The organism is Variovorax paradoxus, assembly GCA_016806145.1.
GTDB lineage: Bacteria > Pseudomonadota > Gammaproteobacteria > Burkholderiales > Burkholderiaceae_C > Variovorax.
In genome coordinates this window covers 1,667,457-1,684,187 of the sequence record CP063167.1, presented here as the reverse complement: position 1 = coordinate 1,684,187, position 16,731 = coordinate 1,667,457, and the positions used below count along the sequence as shown (strand labels likewise).

The 16,731-nt window shown below is 69.9% G+C and carries 15 protein-coding genes; 7 read left to right on the top strand and 8 right to left on the bottom strand.

Going from position 1 to position 16,731, the window contains the following annotated elements:
* Positions 1-32 precede the first annotated feature (32 nt).
* Positions 33-746, top strand: coding sequence for a GntR family transcriptional regulator (locus INQ48_38900; GenBank protein ID QRF61358.1), 714 nt, complete (start codon positions 33-35; stop codon positions 744-746).
* Here the strand turns inward: INQ48_38900 and INQ48_38895 are convergent.
* The 5 genes from INQ48_38895 to INQ48_38875 form a co-directional block, all read right to left on the bottom strand.
* The gene (locus INQ48_38895; GenBank protein ID QRF61357.1) at positions 743-1,792 is read right to left on the bottom strand and encodes an ABC transporter ATP-binding protein; all 1,050 of its coding nucleotides are present in this window, start codon (positions 1,790-1,792) and stop codon (positions 743-745) included. The two genes, INQ48_38900 and INQ48_38895, sit on opposite strands and share 4 nt — an antisense overlap.
* A 22-nt stretch (positions 1,793-1,814) precedes the next feature.
* Positions 1,815-4,052, bottom strand: coding sequence for an iron ABC transporter permease (locus tag INQ48_38890; GenBank protein QRF61356.1), 2,238 nt, complete (start codon positions 4,050-4,052; stop codon positions 1,815-1,817).
* 10 nt (positions 4,053-4,062) lie between these two features.
* The gene (locus INQ48_38885) at positions 4,063-5,094 is read right to left on the bottom strand and encodes an ABC transporter substrate-binding protein (GenBank protein QRF61355.1); all 1,032 of its coding nucleotides are present in this window, start codon (positions 5,092-5,094) and stop codon (positions 4,063-4,065) included.
* Between the two features lie 126 nt (positions 5,095-5,220).
* Positions 5,221-6,534: a HAMP domain-containing histidine kinase gene (locus tag INQ48_38880; protein QRF61354.1), complete on the bottom strand. Its 1,314-nt coding sequence runs from the start codon at positions 6,532-6,534 to the stop codon at positions 5,221-5,223.
* Positions 6,531-7,220, bottom strand: coding sequence for a response regulator transcription factor (locus INQ48_38875; protein QRF61353.1), 690 nt, complete (start codon positions 7,218-7,220; stop codon positions 6,531-6,533). Before INQ48_38875 ends, INQ48_38880 begins: the two co-directional genes overlap by 4 nt.
* A gap of 195 nt (positions 7,221-7,415) precedes the next feature.
* On the opposite strand from INQ48_38875, the gene INQ48_38870 reads away from it, so the two are divergent.
* From INQ48_38870 to INQ48_38860, 3 genes are all read left to right on the top strand, one after another.
* Positions 7,416-7,856, top strand: a complete 441-nt coding sequence (locus INQ48_38870; GenBank protein ID QRF61352.1) for a GNAT family N-acetyltransferase — start codon at positions 7,416-7,418, stop codon at positions 7,854-7,856.
* Positions 7,857-7,961: 105 nt separating this feature from the next.
* Positions 7,962-8,321 carry a nuclear transport factor 2 family protein gene (locus INQ48_38865; protein QRF61351.1) on the top strand — a complete coding sequence of 120 codons (360 nt, stop codon included), beginning with the start codon at positions 7,962-7,964 and terminating at the stop codon, positions 8,319-8,321.
* Positions 8,318-9,184, top strand: coding sequence for an alpha/beta hydrolase (locus INQ48_38860; protein ID QRF61350.1), 867 nt, complete (start codon positions 8,318-8,320; stop codon positions 9,182-9,184). The genes INQ48_38865 and INQ48_38860 overlap by 4 nt, the downstream gene beginning before the upstream one ends.
* Before the next feature lie 6 nt (positions 9,185-9,190).
* Here INQ48_38860 and INQ48_38855 read toward each other — a convergent pair whose 3' ends face one another.
* Both INQ48_38855 and INQ48_38850 read right to left on the bottom strand, forming a co-directional pair.
* Positions 9,191-10,270 (bottom strand): amino acid ABC transporter substrate-binding protein, encoded by a 1,080-nt coding sequence (locus tag INQ48_38855; protein QRF61349.1) that lies wholly within the window; start codon positions 10,268-10,270, stop codon positions 9,191-9,193.
* Between the two features lie 7 nt (positions 10,271-10,277).
* Positions 10,278-11,153 (bottom strand): DMT family transporter, encoded by an 876-nt coding sequence (locus tag INQ48_38850; protein ID QRF61348.1) that lies wholly within the window; start codon positions 11,151-11,153, stop codon positions 10,278-10,280.
* Between the two features lie 147 nt (positions 11,154-11,300).
* Here INQ48_38850 and INQ48_38845 point away from each other — a divergent pair, with 147 nt between their 5' ends.
* Positions 11,301-12,704, top strand: a complete 1,404-nt coding sequence (locus INQ48_38845) for a PLP-dependent aminotransferase family protein (GenBank protein QRF63159.1) — start codon at positions 11,301-11,303, stop codon at positions 12,702-12,704.
* A gap of 41 nt (positions 12,705-12,745) precedes the next feature.
* Positions 12,746-15,127: a DNA polymerase II gene (locus INQ48_38840; protein QRF61347.1), complete on the top strand. Its 2,382-nt coding sequence runs from the start codon at positions 12,746-12,748 to the stop codon at positions 15,125-15,127.
* On the opposite strand, the gene INQ48_38835 is transcribed toward INQ48_38840, so the two are convergent.
* Entirely contained in the window at positions 15,128-15,943 is an 816-nt protein-coding gene (locus INQ48_38835; GenBank protein QRF61346.1) for a crotonase/enoyl-CoA hydratase family protein, read from the bottom strand.
* Positions 15,944-16,012: 69 nt separating this feature from the next.
* On the opposite strand from INQ48_38835, the gene INQ48_38830 reads away from it, so the two are divergent.
* Positions 16,013-16,720, top strand: coding sequence for a Crp/Fnr family transcriptional regulator (locus INQ48_38830; protein ID QRF61345.1), 708 nt, complete (start codon positions 16,013-16,015; stop codon positions 16,718-16,720).
* Positions 16,721-16,731: the final 11 nt, after the last annotated feature.

Genomic DNA, 16,731 nt, shown 5'->3' with positions numbered 1-16,731 from the left:
TTTCCCGAGGTCCGCTCCTGTTAGGATCGCGCATGGCCCCGCCCCGTCAATCCGCCCTCTCCGTCAAGGTCGAGCGGCCCAAATCGCTCACCGAACTCGCGATCGATCAGATCCGCGCCGCCATCGTCCGGGGCGAACTGGGGTTCGGGGAGGCGTTGTCGGAGTCGGTGCTGGCGGCCACGCTGGGGATCAGCAAGACGCCGGTGCGCGAGGCGCTGCTGCACCTCAAGATGGAAGGGCTGGTCGAGGTCCATCCGCAGCGCGGGACCTTCGTGTTCCAGCTCGGCGAGGCCGAGGTCGCGAACATCTGCCGCTTCCGCTCGATGATCGAATGCGAGGCGCTGGCCGATGGCATGGAGCACCGGCCCGAGGCGCTGATCCAGGCGCTCGAGCAATGCCTGGACAACATGGCCGCCGCCTTCTCGAAGCAGCAGCACGACGAGTTCCCGCGCCTGGACACCGAGTTCCACAACGCCATCATCGAGAGCTGCGCCAACGGCTACATCCAGTCCGCGTACACCCTGGTGGCGGCGCAGCTCACGGCCCTGCGCTACCGGCTGCCGGCCGAGAACAGCCAGGTCACGCACTGCCAGGACAACCACCGCGTGGTGGTCGACGCGATCCGCGCCAACGACGCGGCGCGCGCGCAGGCGATCCTGCGCGAGCACATCCAGAGCACGGAGCAGGCGTATCTGATCGCCTGCCGCAACATGGTTGCGCCGGCGCGGGAAACGGCGAGACCCTAAGTTGCCGCGGCCACGATGGAAACGCCGTGGTCCGCCAGGTGCAGGCTCACGGGTGCGCCGGGCATCAGCGACTGCCTGACCTCGGGCGAGACGACGAAGATCTCTCCGAGCCCGCTCGAGAAGGTGTATTCCACGGTGCTGCCGACATAGGTCCTCTTGAGCACGCGCGCCGCGAGGCCGTCGTTCGAAACCGGCCGGATGATCCATGCCTCGGGCCGCACCGCGACCTTCACCGGCCCCGCGCCGATGCCTTCCGGCGCCGTCACGCCGAGCGTGCCCAGCAGCACCTGACGCCGCGCGTCGCAGACGCCGTCGAACAGCATCGCCTCGCCCATGAAGCCCGCGACGAATTCCGACTGCGGCGACTCGTAGAGCTCGTGCGGCGCGCCGCGCTGGGCGATCGAACCCTGGTCCATCACGATGATGTGGTCGCTGACCGCCAGCGCCTCGCTCTGGTCGTGCGTGACGTAGGCCACCGTGAGCGACAGCCGCTGCTGCAGCGCGCGGATCTCCTCGCGCATGGAGCGGCGCAGCCGCGCGTCGAGGTTCGACAGCGGCTCGTCGAACAGCAGCACCGCCGGTTCCAGCGCCAGCGCGCGCGCCAGCGCCACGCGCTGCTGCTGCCCGCCCGACAATTCGCTGGGCATGCGTTCGTTCATGCCCTTCAGGCCCACGGTCTCGAGCATCAGCGCGGCCTTCTCGCGCGCCTGCGCCTTCGCGAAGCCCGACATGCGCAACCCATACGAAACGTTCTCGATGACGCTCATGTGCGGGAACAGCGCATAGCTCTGGAACACCAGGCTGACGTTGCGCTGCGCCGCGCCGAGGGTCGTGACGTCCACGCCGTCGATGAAGATGCGCCCCGCGCTCGGCGTCTCGAGCCCCGCGATCATGCGCAGGGTCGTGGTCTTGCCGCAGCCCGACGGGCCGAGGATGGTGGTGAGCGTGCCCCGGGGCACGCCGAAGCTGATGTCCTTCACGACCATGGGCGCCTGGGCGCCGCTGCCGTAGCTCTTGGACACGTTCCTGAATTCGATGCCGTACATGTTCTTCTCCGATTGAGATGCTTCAGGTGGCCGCCGGCGCATGCCGCGCGTCGGCCGCCCCGGTGTCCGGGCGCCGGGCCGCCACGGCCCTGCGGCCCAGCCTGCGGTCGCCGACGCGCCACTGCACGAGGCCGGTGACCACTGCCATCAGCACGATCAGCGCGGTGCTGTATGCGAGCGCCACGCCGTAGTCGCCCTGGCCGACGCGGCCGATGATGAAGGTGGTGGCCAGCTCGGTCTGCGCCGTGACGAGGAAGATCACCGCCGACACGGTGGTCATGGAACGCACGAAACTGTAGATCAGCGAAGCCGCGAGCGCCGGCTTCAGCAGCGGCAGCGTGACCGACCAGAGCGTGCGCGCGGTCGAGGCGCGCAGCATCAGCGAGGCCTCGTCGAGCGACTTGTCGAGCTGCTTGAAGGCCGCCGAGCCCGCGCGCACGCCCACCGGCAGGTTCCGGAAGATGAAGCACAGCACGATGATCAGCCCGGTGCCCGTCATCTCGAGCGGCGGAGCGTTGAAGGCCAGCACGTAGCTCACGCCCAGCACCGTGCCCGGGATCGCGAAGGCCATGAGCGCGGAGAACTCGAACGCGCCCTGCCCGCGGAACTGCACGCGCGCCAGCAGCCAGGCGATCAGGAGGCCCAGCCCCGCGGTGAGCGGCGCCGCCACGGCCGCCAGGCGCACCGTCGTGAAGAGCGAGTCCCAGGCCACGCCGGCCCATTGCACGACGCCCCCCTCCACCACCACCGAGAAGGCCGTGCGGAAGTGCGCCAGCGTGGGCGTGTAGTTCCGGCCCCAGGTCTGCACGAAGCCGCCGCAGAAGGCGAACACATAGACCACCAGCGTGAAGACCAGCCATGGCACGACCACGCACAGCGCGGCGCGGCGCAGCCCGTCGGGCAGGCGCATCGAGAGCCCCGCGTCGCCCTTGCCCGAGACGGTGGTGAAGTTCTTGCGGCCCAGGATCCCGCGCTGCACCGCGAAGACCCCCAATGCGAACACGGTCAGGATCAGCGCGAGCGCGGCCGCCCGGCCCTGGTCGAACTGCGCGCCGACGATCGCGAAGAAGATCTCCGTGGACAGCACCGAGAACTGCCCGCCCACGATGATCGGGTTGCCGAAGTCGGCGATGCTCTCGATGAAGCCGACCAGGAAGGCGTTCGTCAGGCCCGGCAGCATCAGCGGGAAGGTGACGTGGCGGAAGGTCCGCCAGGCATCGGCGCGCAGCGTCTGCGAGGCCTCCTCGAGCGACGGGCTGATCCCCTCGATCACGCCGCGAACGATGAGGAAGGCAATCGGCGTGAAGGCGAACAGCTGCGCGAGCCAGACGCCGAACCAGCCGTAGAACCAGCGCGTGGGTTCGATGCCGAAGGCCCATTCGATCAACTGGTTGACCAGCCCCGCCCGCCCGAACAGCAGGATCAGGCCGAGCCCCACCACGAAAGGCGGCGTGATGATCGGCAGCGGCGCGAGGAAGCGCAGCGCATGCCGGATCCGCGAGGCACTGCGGTTCTCGACCAGCGCGAGCAGCGTGCCGAGCACCGTGGTCGTGAGCCCGGTCAGCGTGGCCAGTGCCAGCGTGTTCCAGGCAACGCCGCAGCTGCGCGCCGAATGCAGGCAGCCGACGCCCCAGATCCTTTCGCTCGCGATGCGCGCGAACCAGGCGCCGGCGCTGAACTGGCCGGCATCGTCGAGGAAGGCGCCGGCCAGCGAGCGGAACACCGGCAGCGCGACGAAGGCCAGCAGCAGGCTGCCCGCGCCCACCACGGCCGCCGCGACGAACAGGTCGCCGCGGAACGCACCCGTGCGCGCCGCGCCGAACGCGGTCAGCATCAGAAGCGCGCACAGCACGAGCATCGCGCCCCAGCCGAAGCCGGGCTGGCCGGCGGCGGCCGCGGCCGCGAACAGGCCCGGCGCCGGGTCGGCGGCGGGCAGGCCGATGGCGAAGCCCTGCAGCAGCACGCCCACCACGCCCAGCGCGCCGCAACCGGCCAGCAGCCGTCCCTGCGCGACACCGGGCGCCATCCGCATCGCCAGCAGGCCGGCGACCAGCGGCCAGGCGGCAAGCACGAGCCAGGGCCGGCGATGCAGCAGCACCTGCGCGGGCGCCGAGGAACTGTCATGGCCCGCGAGCAGTTCGCCCACGCCCTGCAACCCCGCGAGGCCATCGGGCAAGGCATACCAGGGCAGCAGGCAGAAGGCGAGCAGGCCGACGACCGACCACAGCGCGATCGGCCAGTTGTGAGGATCGAGCTTCATGCGGATCCGTTCAGCGCGTCTGGCCATTGACTTCGCGCTCCCAGCGTTCGATCAGGCGCTTGCGCTCGGCCGAGCGCCCGTACTTCGCGTAGTCGTAGTCGATGAGGCGGATCTTGCGGAAGTCGGGGATATGGCTGTCCAGCGTGGCCGACTTGTTGGACGGCAGCTGGTACTGGTGCGCCGCCGCGGCCAGTTGCTGCGCCGCGGGCGTCAGGGCCCATTCGTAGAATTTCCTGGCGTTCTCGAGATTGCGCGCGCCCTTGATGATCGACATCGAACCGATCTCGGCGCCGGTGCCCTCGCAGGGCGTGGCGGTCGCGATCGGGAAGCCCTGCATCTGCTCGCTCGGCGCGTCGTGCACGAAGCTGATCGACACCGTGGTCTCGCCGCGTGCCGCGGCCTTGATCGGGCCGGTGCCGGAACGCGCGTACTGGCTCACGTTGCGGTGCAGGCCCTTCATGTAGTCGAAGGCCTTGTCCTCGCCCATCAGCTGCACGAGGGTCGCGATCATGGTGTAGGCCGTTCCCGAGCTCGCGGGATTGGCGACCTGGATCTCGCCGCGCAGGCCCGGCGACAGCAGGTCCTTCCAGCACTTGGGCTCGGGCAGCTTCTTCTTCGCCAGCAGTTCGGTGTTGTAGGCGAAGCCCAGCGGTCCGGAGTACACGCCGACGGTGCGCCACTGCGACTGCTCGGCCTGCGACTGCGACCAGGCATGCAACTGCGGCAGCGAGGGCGACTTGTACGCGAGGGTCAGGTCCTGCTCCGCGGCCTGGAGATGGGGATCGCCCGTGCCGCCGAACCAGACGTCGGTCTTCGGGTTGCCGCGTTCGGCCAGCAACTGGGCCAGCGCCTCGCCGCTGCCGCGCTTGAGCACGTTGACCTTGATGCCCGAACTGCGGGCGAAGGTGGTGCTCATGAGCGAGCACCATTCGTCCTGCACGGAGCAGATGACGTTCAGCTGGCCGGCCCCCTGGGCATGGACGGCCGGCGCACACAGGCCGGCGGCCAGCGCGAAGGCCGCGAGGGCGTTTGTCTTGTTCATGGGTATCTCCTTGGAGTGGAAGCAAAAAAAGAAAGGGACAGCACGTCCCCCGGCCACGCGCGGGCCGTGAAGAAACGGGAAGGAATGCGGGAGGCTTCGTCCGGCCGGCAGGGGCGCCGGCCGCGTTCAGGGGGCCTGGCTCCAGCGGACCACGGCGTCGACGCCGATGACCCGGCCGGTATCGACGCGGTTGTGGATCTCCATCGACGCGCCCATGGCCTCGGCGATCTGGCGGCAGATCGACAGGCCCAGGCCGACCCCGCCCTTGGTGGCCGAGAACGCCTGGAACAGCCGCGGCCGCAGCGCATCGTCGACGCCCGGGCCGCCGTCCCAGACCACGAGTTCCACCGTCGCGGCATAGGCACGCACCAGGATGCCGAGCCGGCCGCCATCGGGCGTGTGATGGATCGCATTCGCGAGCAGGTTGCGCAGCAGCTCGCCGAGCATCAGAGGATCGCCGGTGGCGCCCAACTGCTCGTCGCCCTCGAGCGCGAAGTCCAGCCGCTTGGCCGCGATGAGCGGCGCGAGCTCCATCACCGCGTCGACAGCCGCCGCATGCAGCAGCACCGCCTGCAGGCGCCCCGCCCGCTTGACCTGCTCGAGCTTGCTGAGGCTCAGCAGCTGGTTGGCCATGTCCGTCGCGCGATCGACCGTGTGCAGCATCTGCGGCAGGATCTCGCCGGCCGGCACGTCGCCCGCCATCGCCGACTGCAGCTGCGTGCGCAGCACCGACATCGGCGTGCGCAGCTGGTGCGAGGCATCGGCCAGGAAGCGGCGCTGCTCCTCGACCCATTCGCGCTGCCGCTGGTGCAGCTCATGCATGCGCGCCATCGCCGGGCGCAGTTCGGAGGGGCCGTCGTAGAGCGCCATGTCCAGTTGCGGAGCATCGAGTGCGCGGCGCGCGCGCGCCAGCCAGCGCGAGGTCAAGGCCACCGCCGAGAGCACCACGGCCGACATGCCGAGGGCGGCCGCGGCGAGCCAGCTCAGCAGCTGCCGCGGCATCTGGTCCCAGGCCGCGAAGCGCGCGCGCATCGGTTCAGCCGCCTGGACCACCACCTTCCCTCCGGGCTGGGTCGCGTCCTCGCGCAAGGCCGCCGCGGCACGCACCGCCACGTCCCCGCGCTGGCTCACGTAGAGGCGCGGCGCGCCCGACGCCGGCAGGCTCGCGACCCACGGGAACGCCTCGAGCATGCGGTCGCCGGCGATCCGGCTGCCGTCGAGCGAACCGGTCCGCTCGAACACGGCGCCGACGCCGGGCTGCCCCGGCGCGCCGAGCGCCGCCACCAGCCGCGCGTCCTGCGCCCGTGCCAGCTCGATCAGCACGGCCACCAGATGGAACGCCGCGATGCAGGCCACGACCAGCCACAGGCCGCCCAGCAGCCACAGCAGCAGGAAGCGCCGTAGCGACACGGCACGTGGCGGCCAGGACGACGACATCATCCGCCGACCGGGCGTTGCGCCGCCGCGGAGCTGTCGTCGCACAGCAGATAACCGACGCCGCGCAGGTTGAGCACCTCGACGCTGGCGCCGACCAGCTTCTTCCTGAGCCGATGCACCACGAGGTCGATGGCCTCCGATTGCGCCGTGTCGGCACCGAACACCGCCTGCCTGAGCTCCTCCCTGGGCACGACGCGATCGACGCGCGACATCAGCTTCTTGAGCAGTTCGGCCTCGCGCTGCGACAGCTCGAGCGGGCTCTCGTCGCGGTAGAACACATTGGCGGCCGACTCGTAGCGCAGGCGGCCGCAGCGCAGCTCGCCATTGCGCCCGAGCCGGCGGGTCAGCGCGCCCACGCGCGCGATCATCTCCTCGAGGTCGAAGGGCTTGGCGAGGTAGTCGTCGGCGCCGGCATTGAGGCCCGCGATCCGGTCGCCGACCGCGCCGCGGGCCGTCAGGATCAGCACCGGCGTCGCGTTCCCGTCGCCGCGCAGGCGGCGCAGCAGTTCCAGGCCGTCGAGCCCGGGCAGCGACAGGTCGAGGAGGATGATGTCGAAGTTCTTCTTGCGCGCAGCCGCCAGGGCCTCGGCGCCATCGCTGCAGCACAGGATCTCGAAGCCGCGCGACGACAGGCTGCGGGACAGTATTCCCGACAGGTCGAAGTCGTCTTCCACGAGCAGCAGTTGCATGTCCGGATGTTGCCATCGGGGCCCTTCCCGCGAACTGGGGCTTGCACCACGCAACGGTGAAAGACAGACGAAAGAAAGGAATGGCCGGCGCCGATTCGGCGTGCGATGGTCCAGCCAGATTCAACGAACCTGGTCCAACCGGAGGGCGCGGTGCGGCCGCACACTGCCTGGGCCCCTCACATCGACCTTGCCCTCATGACCGCCACCCCGCTCCACTTCCGCCCCGTCGAATCCGACGCCGACCTCCTCGCCTGCCACCCCATCGTGCGCCAGCTGCGCCCGCACCTCGCGAACCCCGAAGCCTTCCAGCAGGCCGTGACCGAGCAGCGCCGCGAGGGCTACCGCATGCTCGCGGCCTGGCAGCACGATGCGCCCTGCGGCTTCGCGGGCTACCGCTTCCAGCGCAACCTGATCCACGGACGCTTCCTCTACGTCGACGACCTCGTGACCACGCAGGACGAGCGCAGCAGTGGCGTGGGCAGCGCGCTGCTCGGCGCGCTGAAGACGCTGGCGCGCGAAGCAGGCTGCACGCGCCTCACGCTCGACACCGGCCTGGACAACGCGCTGGCGCAGCGCTTCTACTTCCGCAACGGGCTGCTCGCGCGCGGTCTGCACTTCGGTTTCGACCTGCGCTAGCTGTCAGCCGATGGCGTACGCCATCGTTGCCCATGAACTGACGATCGCGCGACACCGGAGCTCTATACCGGGACCTGTTCCTGGTTCAACGAAGGAGAGTTCCGGATGTCACAGACGAACAAGGCCACCCTCGAGCGGGCCAACGCGGCCATCGTCGAAGGCGACTACGAAGGTTTTCTGAGTGCCTGCACCGACGACACGAAGTGGACCTTCGTGGGCGAACAGACGCTCGACGGCAAGGAAGCCGTTCGCCAATGGATGGCGCAGACGTACAAGGAGCCGCCCCGATTCGACGTGCATCGGCTGGTCGCCGAGGGCGACATCGTGGCGGCGATCGGCGAGATCACGCTGAAAGACGCCGCGGGCAAGGCGACGCATCACAGCTACTGCGATGTCTGGCGCTTTCGCGACGGGAAGCTGGCCGAGCTGCATGCCTTCGTGGTCGAGACGGGAGGGACCGCATGACCGCCACCGTTCGACACCGCCGCATCCAGGTCGGCAACGTGGACACCTTCTACCGCGAAGCCGGCCCGCCCGATGCGCCGGCCGTGCTGCTGCCGCATGGCTACCCGTGCTCGTCCTACGAGTTCCGCAACCTGATGCCGCTGCTCGGGGACCGCTGGCGGCTCGTCGCGCCCGACTACCCTGGCGCGGGGTACAGCGCCACGCCCGAGGACTTCGACTACAGCTTCGACGGCTATGCGCAATTCCTCGACCGCTTCGTGAAGACGCTGGGCCTGTCGCGCTTCGCGCTCTACCTGCACGACTTCGGCTCGCCGATCGGCGCGCGGCTGGCGATCATGGCGCCCGAGCGCATCGTGGCGCAGATCATCCAGAACGGCGACATTCCCTACGAGGATGCGCTGGGCCCGAAGTACGCGGAGATCGAGGAGACCTGGACCCTGCCCGAGTCCGAGATGCGCGCCCAACTGACGAAAGCCATCGACGAGGAGACCTTCGAGGAGGAGTTCCTCAATGCACTGGACGACGAGCGCGCCGACCGGATTCCGCCGGACCTGTGGAAGCTGCACTGGTCACTGGTCACGCCGAAACGCAAGGAGGTTGCGATCGACCTGATCGCGGGCCTGAAACAGAACCGCGCGTGGTTTCCAGCGCATCGCCAATACCTCGCGACCCACAAGCCGCCGACGCTGATCGTCTGGGGGCCGCACGATCACTACATGCCCGAGAAGTCGGCGCGCGCCTATTTGCGCGACCTGCCGCAGGCCGAGCTGCATCTGCTCGATGGCGGGCACTGGCTGCTCGAGACGCACCTCGAGGAGGTGTCGGGCCTGATGCGCGACTTCCTGGGAAGGGTGCACGCCTGAGCCGAATCAGACGCCGGTGTGAAGCACCCTGAAGCGATCGGGCTTCGAGGAATCGCGCTCGACGACCTGGACCGGCGGCCAGGCCCATTGCAGGACATCGATGCCCGGCACGCGCGAGAACCGGAGCGGGCCGCGGCTGCTTTCGAAGGACTTTTGACCCCAAGCCTCGGCGATACCCTGGCGCGACGCACCATGCGATCGCATCGCCTCCGCGAGCACGGCGATCGCGTCGTGGCCCTCGAAGGCGACGAACGAAGGCGCCGAGCCGAGTCGCTCGCGCAAGGCCGCCTCGATGCGCATGGCTGACGAACCGAGGTGCTCGGGCAGATAGCGAAGAAACGGAATCGCCGCGCCATCCACGCCCAGCGCCGCCATCCATTCGGCGAACTCGGGCTGCCCTGCCGGCGCGCCGATCCGCATGCCGGCAAGGCGCGGGTCATGGCGCACGGCCTTGACGATGGGCACGGCCGGCTCGGGATGGCCGGCCAGCATCAGGACGGCCGTGGCGCGTTGCTCGAACAGCTGGTCGCACAGTGCCGCGGGCGACAACGCACGCGCATCGAGCTCGATCAGCACACCGTCGCGCGCGGCCAGGTGCTCGCGCAGGATGCCCGTGCCCGCCGCCCAGTAGACGCTGGCATCGGCCGCGACCGCGATGCGGCGATGGCCTTCGCCGAGCAGGAAGTCCGCATAGATCCGCCAGCCATGCGACTGCGCCGGCGCCAGCCGCGCCACCCAGGGCGTCGGCTGTTCGCACAGCGCATCGAGCACCGCCGACGCGCAGAGGAACGGCAGGCCGAGTGCATGCGCGCGTGCGGCGGCCGCGCGGGCGACCACGCTGTGGTACTCCCCGGCCAGTGCCACCACGCCGAGGCCTGCCAGTTCGTCCAAGGCGGCCATGGCTTTCGCGGGATCGGCCGCGGTGTCCCTTGCCACGAGGCGCAGGGGCCGGCCGTCGACACCGCCCGCCTCGTTGATCTCGCGCACGGCCAGTTCCATGCCCGCGAGCAGATGCTCGCCCGCCTCGACCCAGCCCGGCCGGCTCAGCGGCGCGAGCGCGCCGATCTCGATCGCGGAAGAACTCATCGGCCGCTCAGGCGAAGCGCTTGGCGCCTGCCACGCAGAACACCACGACCACGGTCGAGGCGATCATGGTCCAGGCCACCGGCTCGCCGAGCAGCAGCCCGGCCAGCAGCAGGCCGAAGAAGGGCTGCAGCAATTGCAGCTGCCCCACGCCCGCGATGCCGCCGAGCGCCAGGCCGCGGTACCAGAAGACGAAGCCGATCATCATGCTGAAGACCGACACGTAGGCGAGGCCGGCCCAGGCCGGCGCGCCGATGCGGTCCCAGGCATGCGGCAGGGTGAACAGCGCGATGGCCGCCATGAGCGGCAGCGACAGCAGCAGCGCCCAGCAGATCACCTGCCAGCCACCGAGGCGGCGCGAGAGCGTGGCGCCTTCGGCATAGCCGAGCCCGCACACCACGATGGCCGCGATCATCAGCAGGTCGCCCCGCAAGCTGCCGCCGCGGCTGCCGTGCAGCGCGAAGCCGGCCACCACCGCGGCGCCGACGATCGAGAACAGCCAGAAGGCGGGCCTGGGCCGCTCGCCGCCGCGCAGCACGCCGAAGATCGCGGTCGACAGCGGCAGCAAGCCGACGAAGACCACCGAGTGCGCGGCATCGATGTGCTGCAGCGCGAGCGCTGTCAGCAGCGGAAAGCCGACGACCACGCCGATGGACACCAGGATCAGCGGCACGAGGTCGGCACGCTTTGGCCGCGCCTCGCGCAACGCGAACAGAAACACCGCGCCCAGCAGGGCGGCGATCACCGCGCGCGCGGCCGTCAGGAACAGCGGCGAGAAATCGGCCACGGCCACGCGCGTGGCGGGCAGCGAGCCGCTGAAGATGAGCACGCCCAGCAGGCCGCTGCCCCAGCCGGCCGAATGTCGTCGAGAACCTTCGCTTGTCATCCGCCCAGCGTAGCGGTCCGGTGCGCGGGAAGGAAGGCACAGAGGCATACAATTTCGGCAAACTGTATGGCTTATCCCAGCCACACAGTCACTGGGAAGGCGAAGAGGATGAGCGGTGTGAAGGCAACGATGCGGACCGATGCGCTGATGGAGGCGGTGCGCGCCAAGATCGCGAACCGCGCCCTGGTGGAAGGCGACCGCCTGCCCTCGGTGCGCAGCTTCGCCGAGACCATGGGCGTCTCGCCCTCGACCGTGGTCGAGGCCTACGACCGCCTCGAGGCCGAGGGCGTGATCCGCGCGCGCCGCGGCTCGGGCTTCTACGTGACCGGCGCCAACCTGCCGCCGATGGCGCTGGCCGAGATGGGCGCGCCGCGCGAGCGCGACGTCGATCCCTTCTGGGTCTCGCGCCAGTCGCTGGATGCCGATGGCTCCTTCCTCATGCCGGGCTGCGGCTGGCTGCCGGCCGACTGGATGCCGCACGCGGCCTTGCGCAAGGGCCTGCGCGCGCTGAGCCGCGCCGACGACGCATTGCTGGCCGACTACGGCAGCACGCGCGGCGCGCTCGCGCTGCGCCGCCTGCTGCTGGCGCGCCTGGCCGACGAAGGCATCGCCGCGACGCCCGAACAGCTGCTGCTGACGACCTCGGGCACGCAGGCCATCGACCTGATCTGCCGCCTGCTGCTGCGGCCCGGCGACACGGTGCTGGTCGACGACCCCTGCTACTTCAACTTCCAGGCGCTGCTGCGCGCCCACCAGGCGAAGATCGTCGGCGTGCCGTTCACGCCCACCGGTCCCGATGTCGCGGCCTTCACGCAGGCACTGGCGCAGAACCCGCGGCTCTACATCACCAACTCGGCGCTGCACAACCCCACCGGCGCCACCATCTCGCCGCAGACCGCGCACCGCGTGCTCGGCGCGGCCGCGGCGCAGGGCATGACGATCGTCGAGGACGAGGTCTTCGCCGACTTCGAGCCCTCGCCCTCGCCGCGGCTGGCGGTGCTCGACGGCCTGCAGCGCGTGATCCGCATCGGCAGCTTCTCCAAGACGCTCTCGGCCTCGGTGCGCTGCGGCTACATCGCCGCGCGCCGCGACTGGATCGACGGGCTGGTCGACCTTCAGGTGGCGACCCAGTTCGGCGGCCCGAGCCCGGTGGCCACCGAGCTGATCGCCGGCGTGCTGGCCGGCGGCAGCTATCGCAAGCACATGGACGAGGTGCGCCAGCGCCTCACGCGCGCGCGCAAGGACGCCACCGAGCGCCTGGCGGCGCTGGGGATCGCGCCCTGGCTCGCGCCGCGCGGCGGCTTCTACCTCTGGTGCCGTCTGCCCGATGGGCTCGACTCCGCGGTGCTGGCGCGGCGCTGCATGGAACAGAAGGTCGTGCTCGCGCCCGGCAATGTCTTCAGCGTCTCGCAGACGGCGGGCTCGTTCGCGCGCTTCAATGTCGCGCAGCTCGGCGACCGGCGCGTGTTCGGCCTCCTCAAGGAGGCCATGAAGGACAGCATGCCGCCGCGCAGCACGACGGCCAGGCGCAAGCAAAGCGCGGCCCTGTGAGAATCCAGCACCCTCCCGCTCCACCCGATCTCCAGCCGCCCGTGCCGTCCACCGAACTCCAGGGATTCATCCTCACCCGGCGCTGGCGCGATGCGCCGGGCGGCACCGAGATCGAGTTCTGGCTCGCCACCGACGAGGGCCCGCGCAAGGTGCTGCTCAACGCCCAGACCTCGGTTGCCTTCGTCGCGGCGAAGCACAGGCAGGCGGTGGAAGCCCACGCCGCGGAGCTGCCGGGCCTGCAGCTGCGCGAACTCGCGCTCAAGACCTTCGGCCAGGAGCCGGTCGTCGGCGTCTACGTCACGCATTTCCGCCAGCTCAAGCGGCTGGTGCGGCTGCTCGAGGCGAAGGGCATTCCACTGCTCGAGGCCGACATCCGGCCGCACGACCGCTACCTGATGGAGCGCTTCATCACGGCGGGCACGCTGGTGGAAGGCGGCCGGCCCGACGGCGCCGCCATCGTCGATCCGCGGCTCAAGCCCGCGCCCGCCTACCGGCCTCGACTCAAGGTGGTGTCGCTCGACATCGAGACCAGCCAGCACGAGGAGCTCTACTCGATCGCGCTCGACGGCACCGGCGAGCGCGTGGTCTACATGCTGGGCGAGGCGCCCGCGCAGGCGGCGAGCGAGCCGCTGGGCTTCTCGCTCGTCTACTGCGCCAGCCGCAAGGCGATGATCGAGCGCCTCAACGACTGGTTCGAACACAACGACCCCGACGTCATCGTCGGCTGGAGCGTGATCCAGTTCGACCTGCGCGTGCTGCAGAAGACGGCCGACACCGCCGGCGTGCCGCTGCTGCCGGGCCGCGAACGCCGGCCCTTCGAATGGCGCACGCATCCGGGCAAGCAGGGCTACCTGTTCGCGACCACCGCGGGCCGCGTGATCATCGACGGCATCGAGGCGCTGCGCTCCGGGATGTGGAGCTTTCCGTCCTTCAGCCTCGAGTCGGTGTCGCAGGCCTTGCTCGGCGAAGGCAAGGCCATCGGCGACGAGTACGACAAGATGGCCGAGATCGAGCGCCGCTACCAGCAGGACAAGCCGGCGCTCGCCACCTACAACATCCGCGACTGCGAGCTGGTGCTGCGCATCTTCGAGAAGACGAAGCTGCTGAGCTTCGTGCTGGAGCGCGCGCAGACCACGGGCCTGCAGGCCGACCACTTCGGCGGCTCCATCGCCGCGTTCAGCCACCACTACCTGCCGCGCATGCACCGGCTGGGCTACGTGGCACCCAACGTCGGCGAGATCCTCAGCAAGGCCTATCCGGGCGGCTACGTGATGGACTCCAAGCCCGGCTTCTACGACTCGGTCGTGGTGCTCGACTACAAGAGCCTCTATCCATCGATCATCCGCACCTTCCTCGTCGACCCCGTGGGGCTGGTGGAAGGCACGCGCGCGCAAGACCCGGCCGCCGGCGTGAAGGGCCCGAACGGCACGCTGTTCTCGCGCGACAGGCACTGCCTGCCCGAGATCGTCAGCACCTTCTGGCATGCGCGCGACGAGGCCAAGCGCGCGAAGAACGAACCGCTGTCGCAGGCGCTGAAGCTGCTGATGAACTCCTTCGCAGGCGTGCTGGGCGCGTCCGACTGCCGCTTCTTCAATCCCGACCTGGTGTCCGCCATCACGCTGCGCGGCCACGAGATGATGCGGCTCACGCGCGACTTCGTGGAGGAACGCGGCTACGAGGTCATCTACGGCGACACCGACTCGATCTTCATCTGGCTCAAGCGCGCGCATTCCAGCGAGGACGCGCATGCCATCGCGGCGGCGCTCACCACCGAGATCAACGCCTGGTGGACCCGCACCCTGCACGACGGGCAGGGACTGCGCAACTTCCTCGAGATCGAGTTCGACACCCACTACAAGAAGTTCTTCATGCCCACCATCCGCGGCTCGGAGATCGGCAGCAAGAAGCGCTATGCGGGCCTGAGCGTCGATGCCGGGGGCAAGGAGGAGATGGTCTATCGCGGCCTCGAGATGGCGCGCAGCGACTGGACCCTGCTCGCGCGCCAGTTCCAGGAAGGGCTGCTGTCGCGCATCTTCCACGACGAGCCCTACCGCGACTTCGTCACCGACTACACGCGCTCGATGCTGGCAGGCGCCAAGGACGAGCTGCTGGTCTACCGCAAGCGCCTGCGCCATCGGCTCGACGACTACCAGGTCAACGTGCCGCCGCAGGTGCGCGCGGCGCGCATCGCCGATGCGTTCAACGACCGGGCCCAGCGGCCGCGCCAGTACCAGAACGGCGGCTGGATCCAGTACGTGATGACGCGCAATGGGCCCGAGCCGCTGGAAGCGCGGCAGTCGCGCATCGACTACGAGCACTACCTCGCGAAGCAGCTGCGGCCGATCGCGGACGCGATCCTGCAGCCGATGGGCGAGAGCTTCTCGGCGCTGACCTCGTCGCAGTCGCGCCTGTTCGAGGAGTGATCAGATGCGGCCGAAGTCGCCGCCGCGCCCCAGTCCCGACGCAAAGCGGCCCGCGCCATCGGCGCCTTCCTGGTGGTGCGCCTCCACGCCGTTGGCCCACTCCACGCGCATCGCATCGCGCAGCGGCAGCCCATGGCTCTCGTGGACCGTGCGGCGATCGGCCCGCACGGCGGCCTGCGGAAAGCGCGCGATCTCCCTGGCCATCGCCTCGGCCGCCTGCCGCGCCTCGCCATGCGGCACCAGCTGCTCGCACATGCCGATGCGCAGCGCCTCCTCGGCCGGCACCTTGCGGCCGGTGAGGATGATCTCCATCGCGCGGCCCTGCCCCACCAGCCGCGGCAGGCGCACCGCGCCGCCATCGAGCAAGGGGATGCCCCAGCGGCGGCAATAGACGCCGAAGTAGGCGCTCTCGGCCATCACGCGGATGTCGCACCACAGCGCGAGTTCCATGCCGCCCGCCACCGCGGGGCCTTCCACCGCCGCGATCACGGGCTTCGACAGCTCCAGCCGCGTCGGCCCCAGCGGTCCCCGCGGTGCCGCGTTGGCGCCCATCGGAAACGCCAGGCCGCGCACGATGTCCTGGTCGAAGCGCTTGCGGTCCGCCAGCGTGCTCGCGTACTTGAGGTCCCAGCCGGCGCAGAAGGCGCCGCCCTCGCCCCACAGCACCGCGACGCGCGCCTGCGGATCGCGGTCGAAGGCCTGCAGCTGCTCGACCAGCGCGTCGGCGCTGTCGGGGTCCATCGCGTTGCGCGCTTCGTCGAAGCGGCTGTGGATTACGGTCCACACCGCCCCATCCTTCTCGGTTCTCACGGTCATTGGCGTCTCCTGTTGAAGTGCTTACTATCGTGAAGACACGCGCATCGCGCTGTCGTTGCAACGACATCCATGAAGCCCGCCCCACCGACCACCTCCCTGCTCGACCGCACCGCCTGGTTCGCCACGCTGGAACCGGCGCAACAGGCGCTGGTGCGCGCCACCCTGGTCGAGAAGGAGGCCGCGATCGGCGAATGCGTGGCCCGGGTGGGCGAGACCGCCGCGCACTGGATCGGCGTGGACAGCGGCTTCCTGCAGATGTCCGTGACCGCCGCCGATGGCAGCGAGACCACGCTGCATTTCCTGCGCGAGGGCGAATGGGGCGGCGAAGGCTCGATGCTCAAGCGCGAGCAGCGGCGCTACGACGTGATCGCGGTGCGCGCGAGCCGCGTCTGCCTGCTGCCCGCACCCACCTTCGAGCTGCTGCTCGCGCAGAGCGTGCCGTTCAACAACTTCCTGCTCAACAACCTCAACCAGCGCATGGGCACGGTCACGGCCCTGCTCGAAGCCTCGCGCATGCTGGCGCCCGACATGCGCGTCGCGCGCTGCCTCTCGCTGCTGGCCCAGGGCGACGATGGCGACACGCTGGCCCTGCCGCAGCACCAGCTCGCCAACCTGTGCGGGCTGTCGCGCCAGCGGACCAACATGGCGCTGCGCGCGCTGAGGGCCGACGGGCTGGTGCAGCTCGACGGACCCCGGATCAGGATCGTGGACTTCGCCGGATTGGCGAGCCATGGCGCGAAGGCCGGCGGCCGCAGGAAGAGCGGGCGCGCCGCCTGACCATCCGCCGC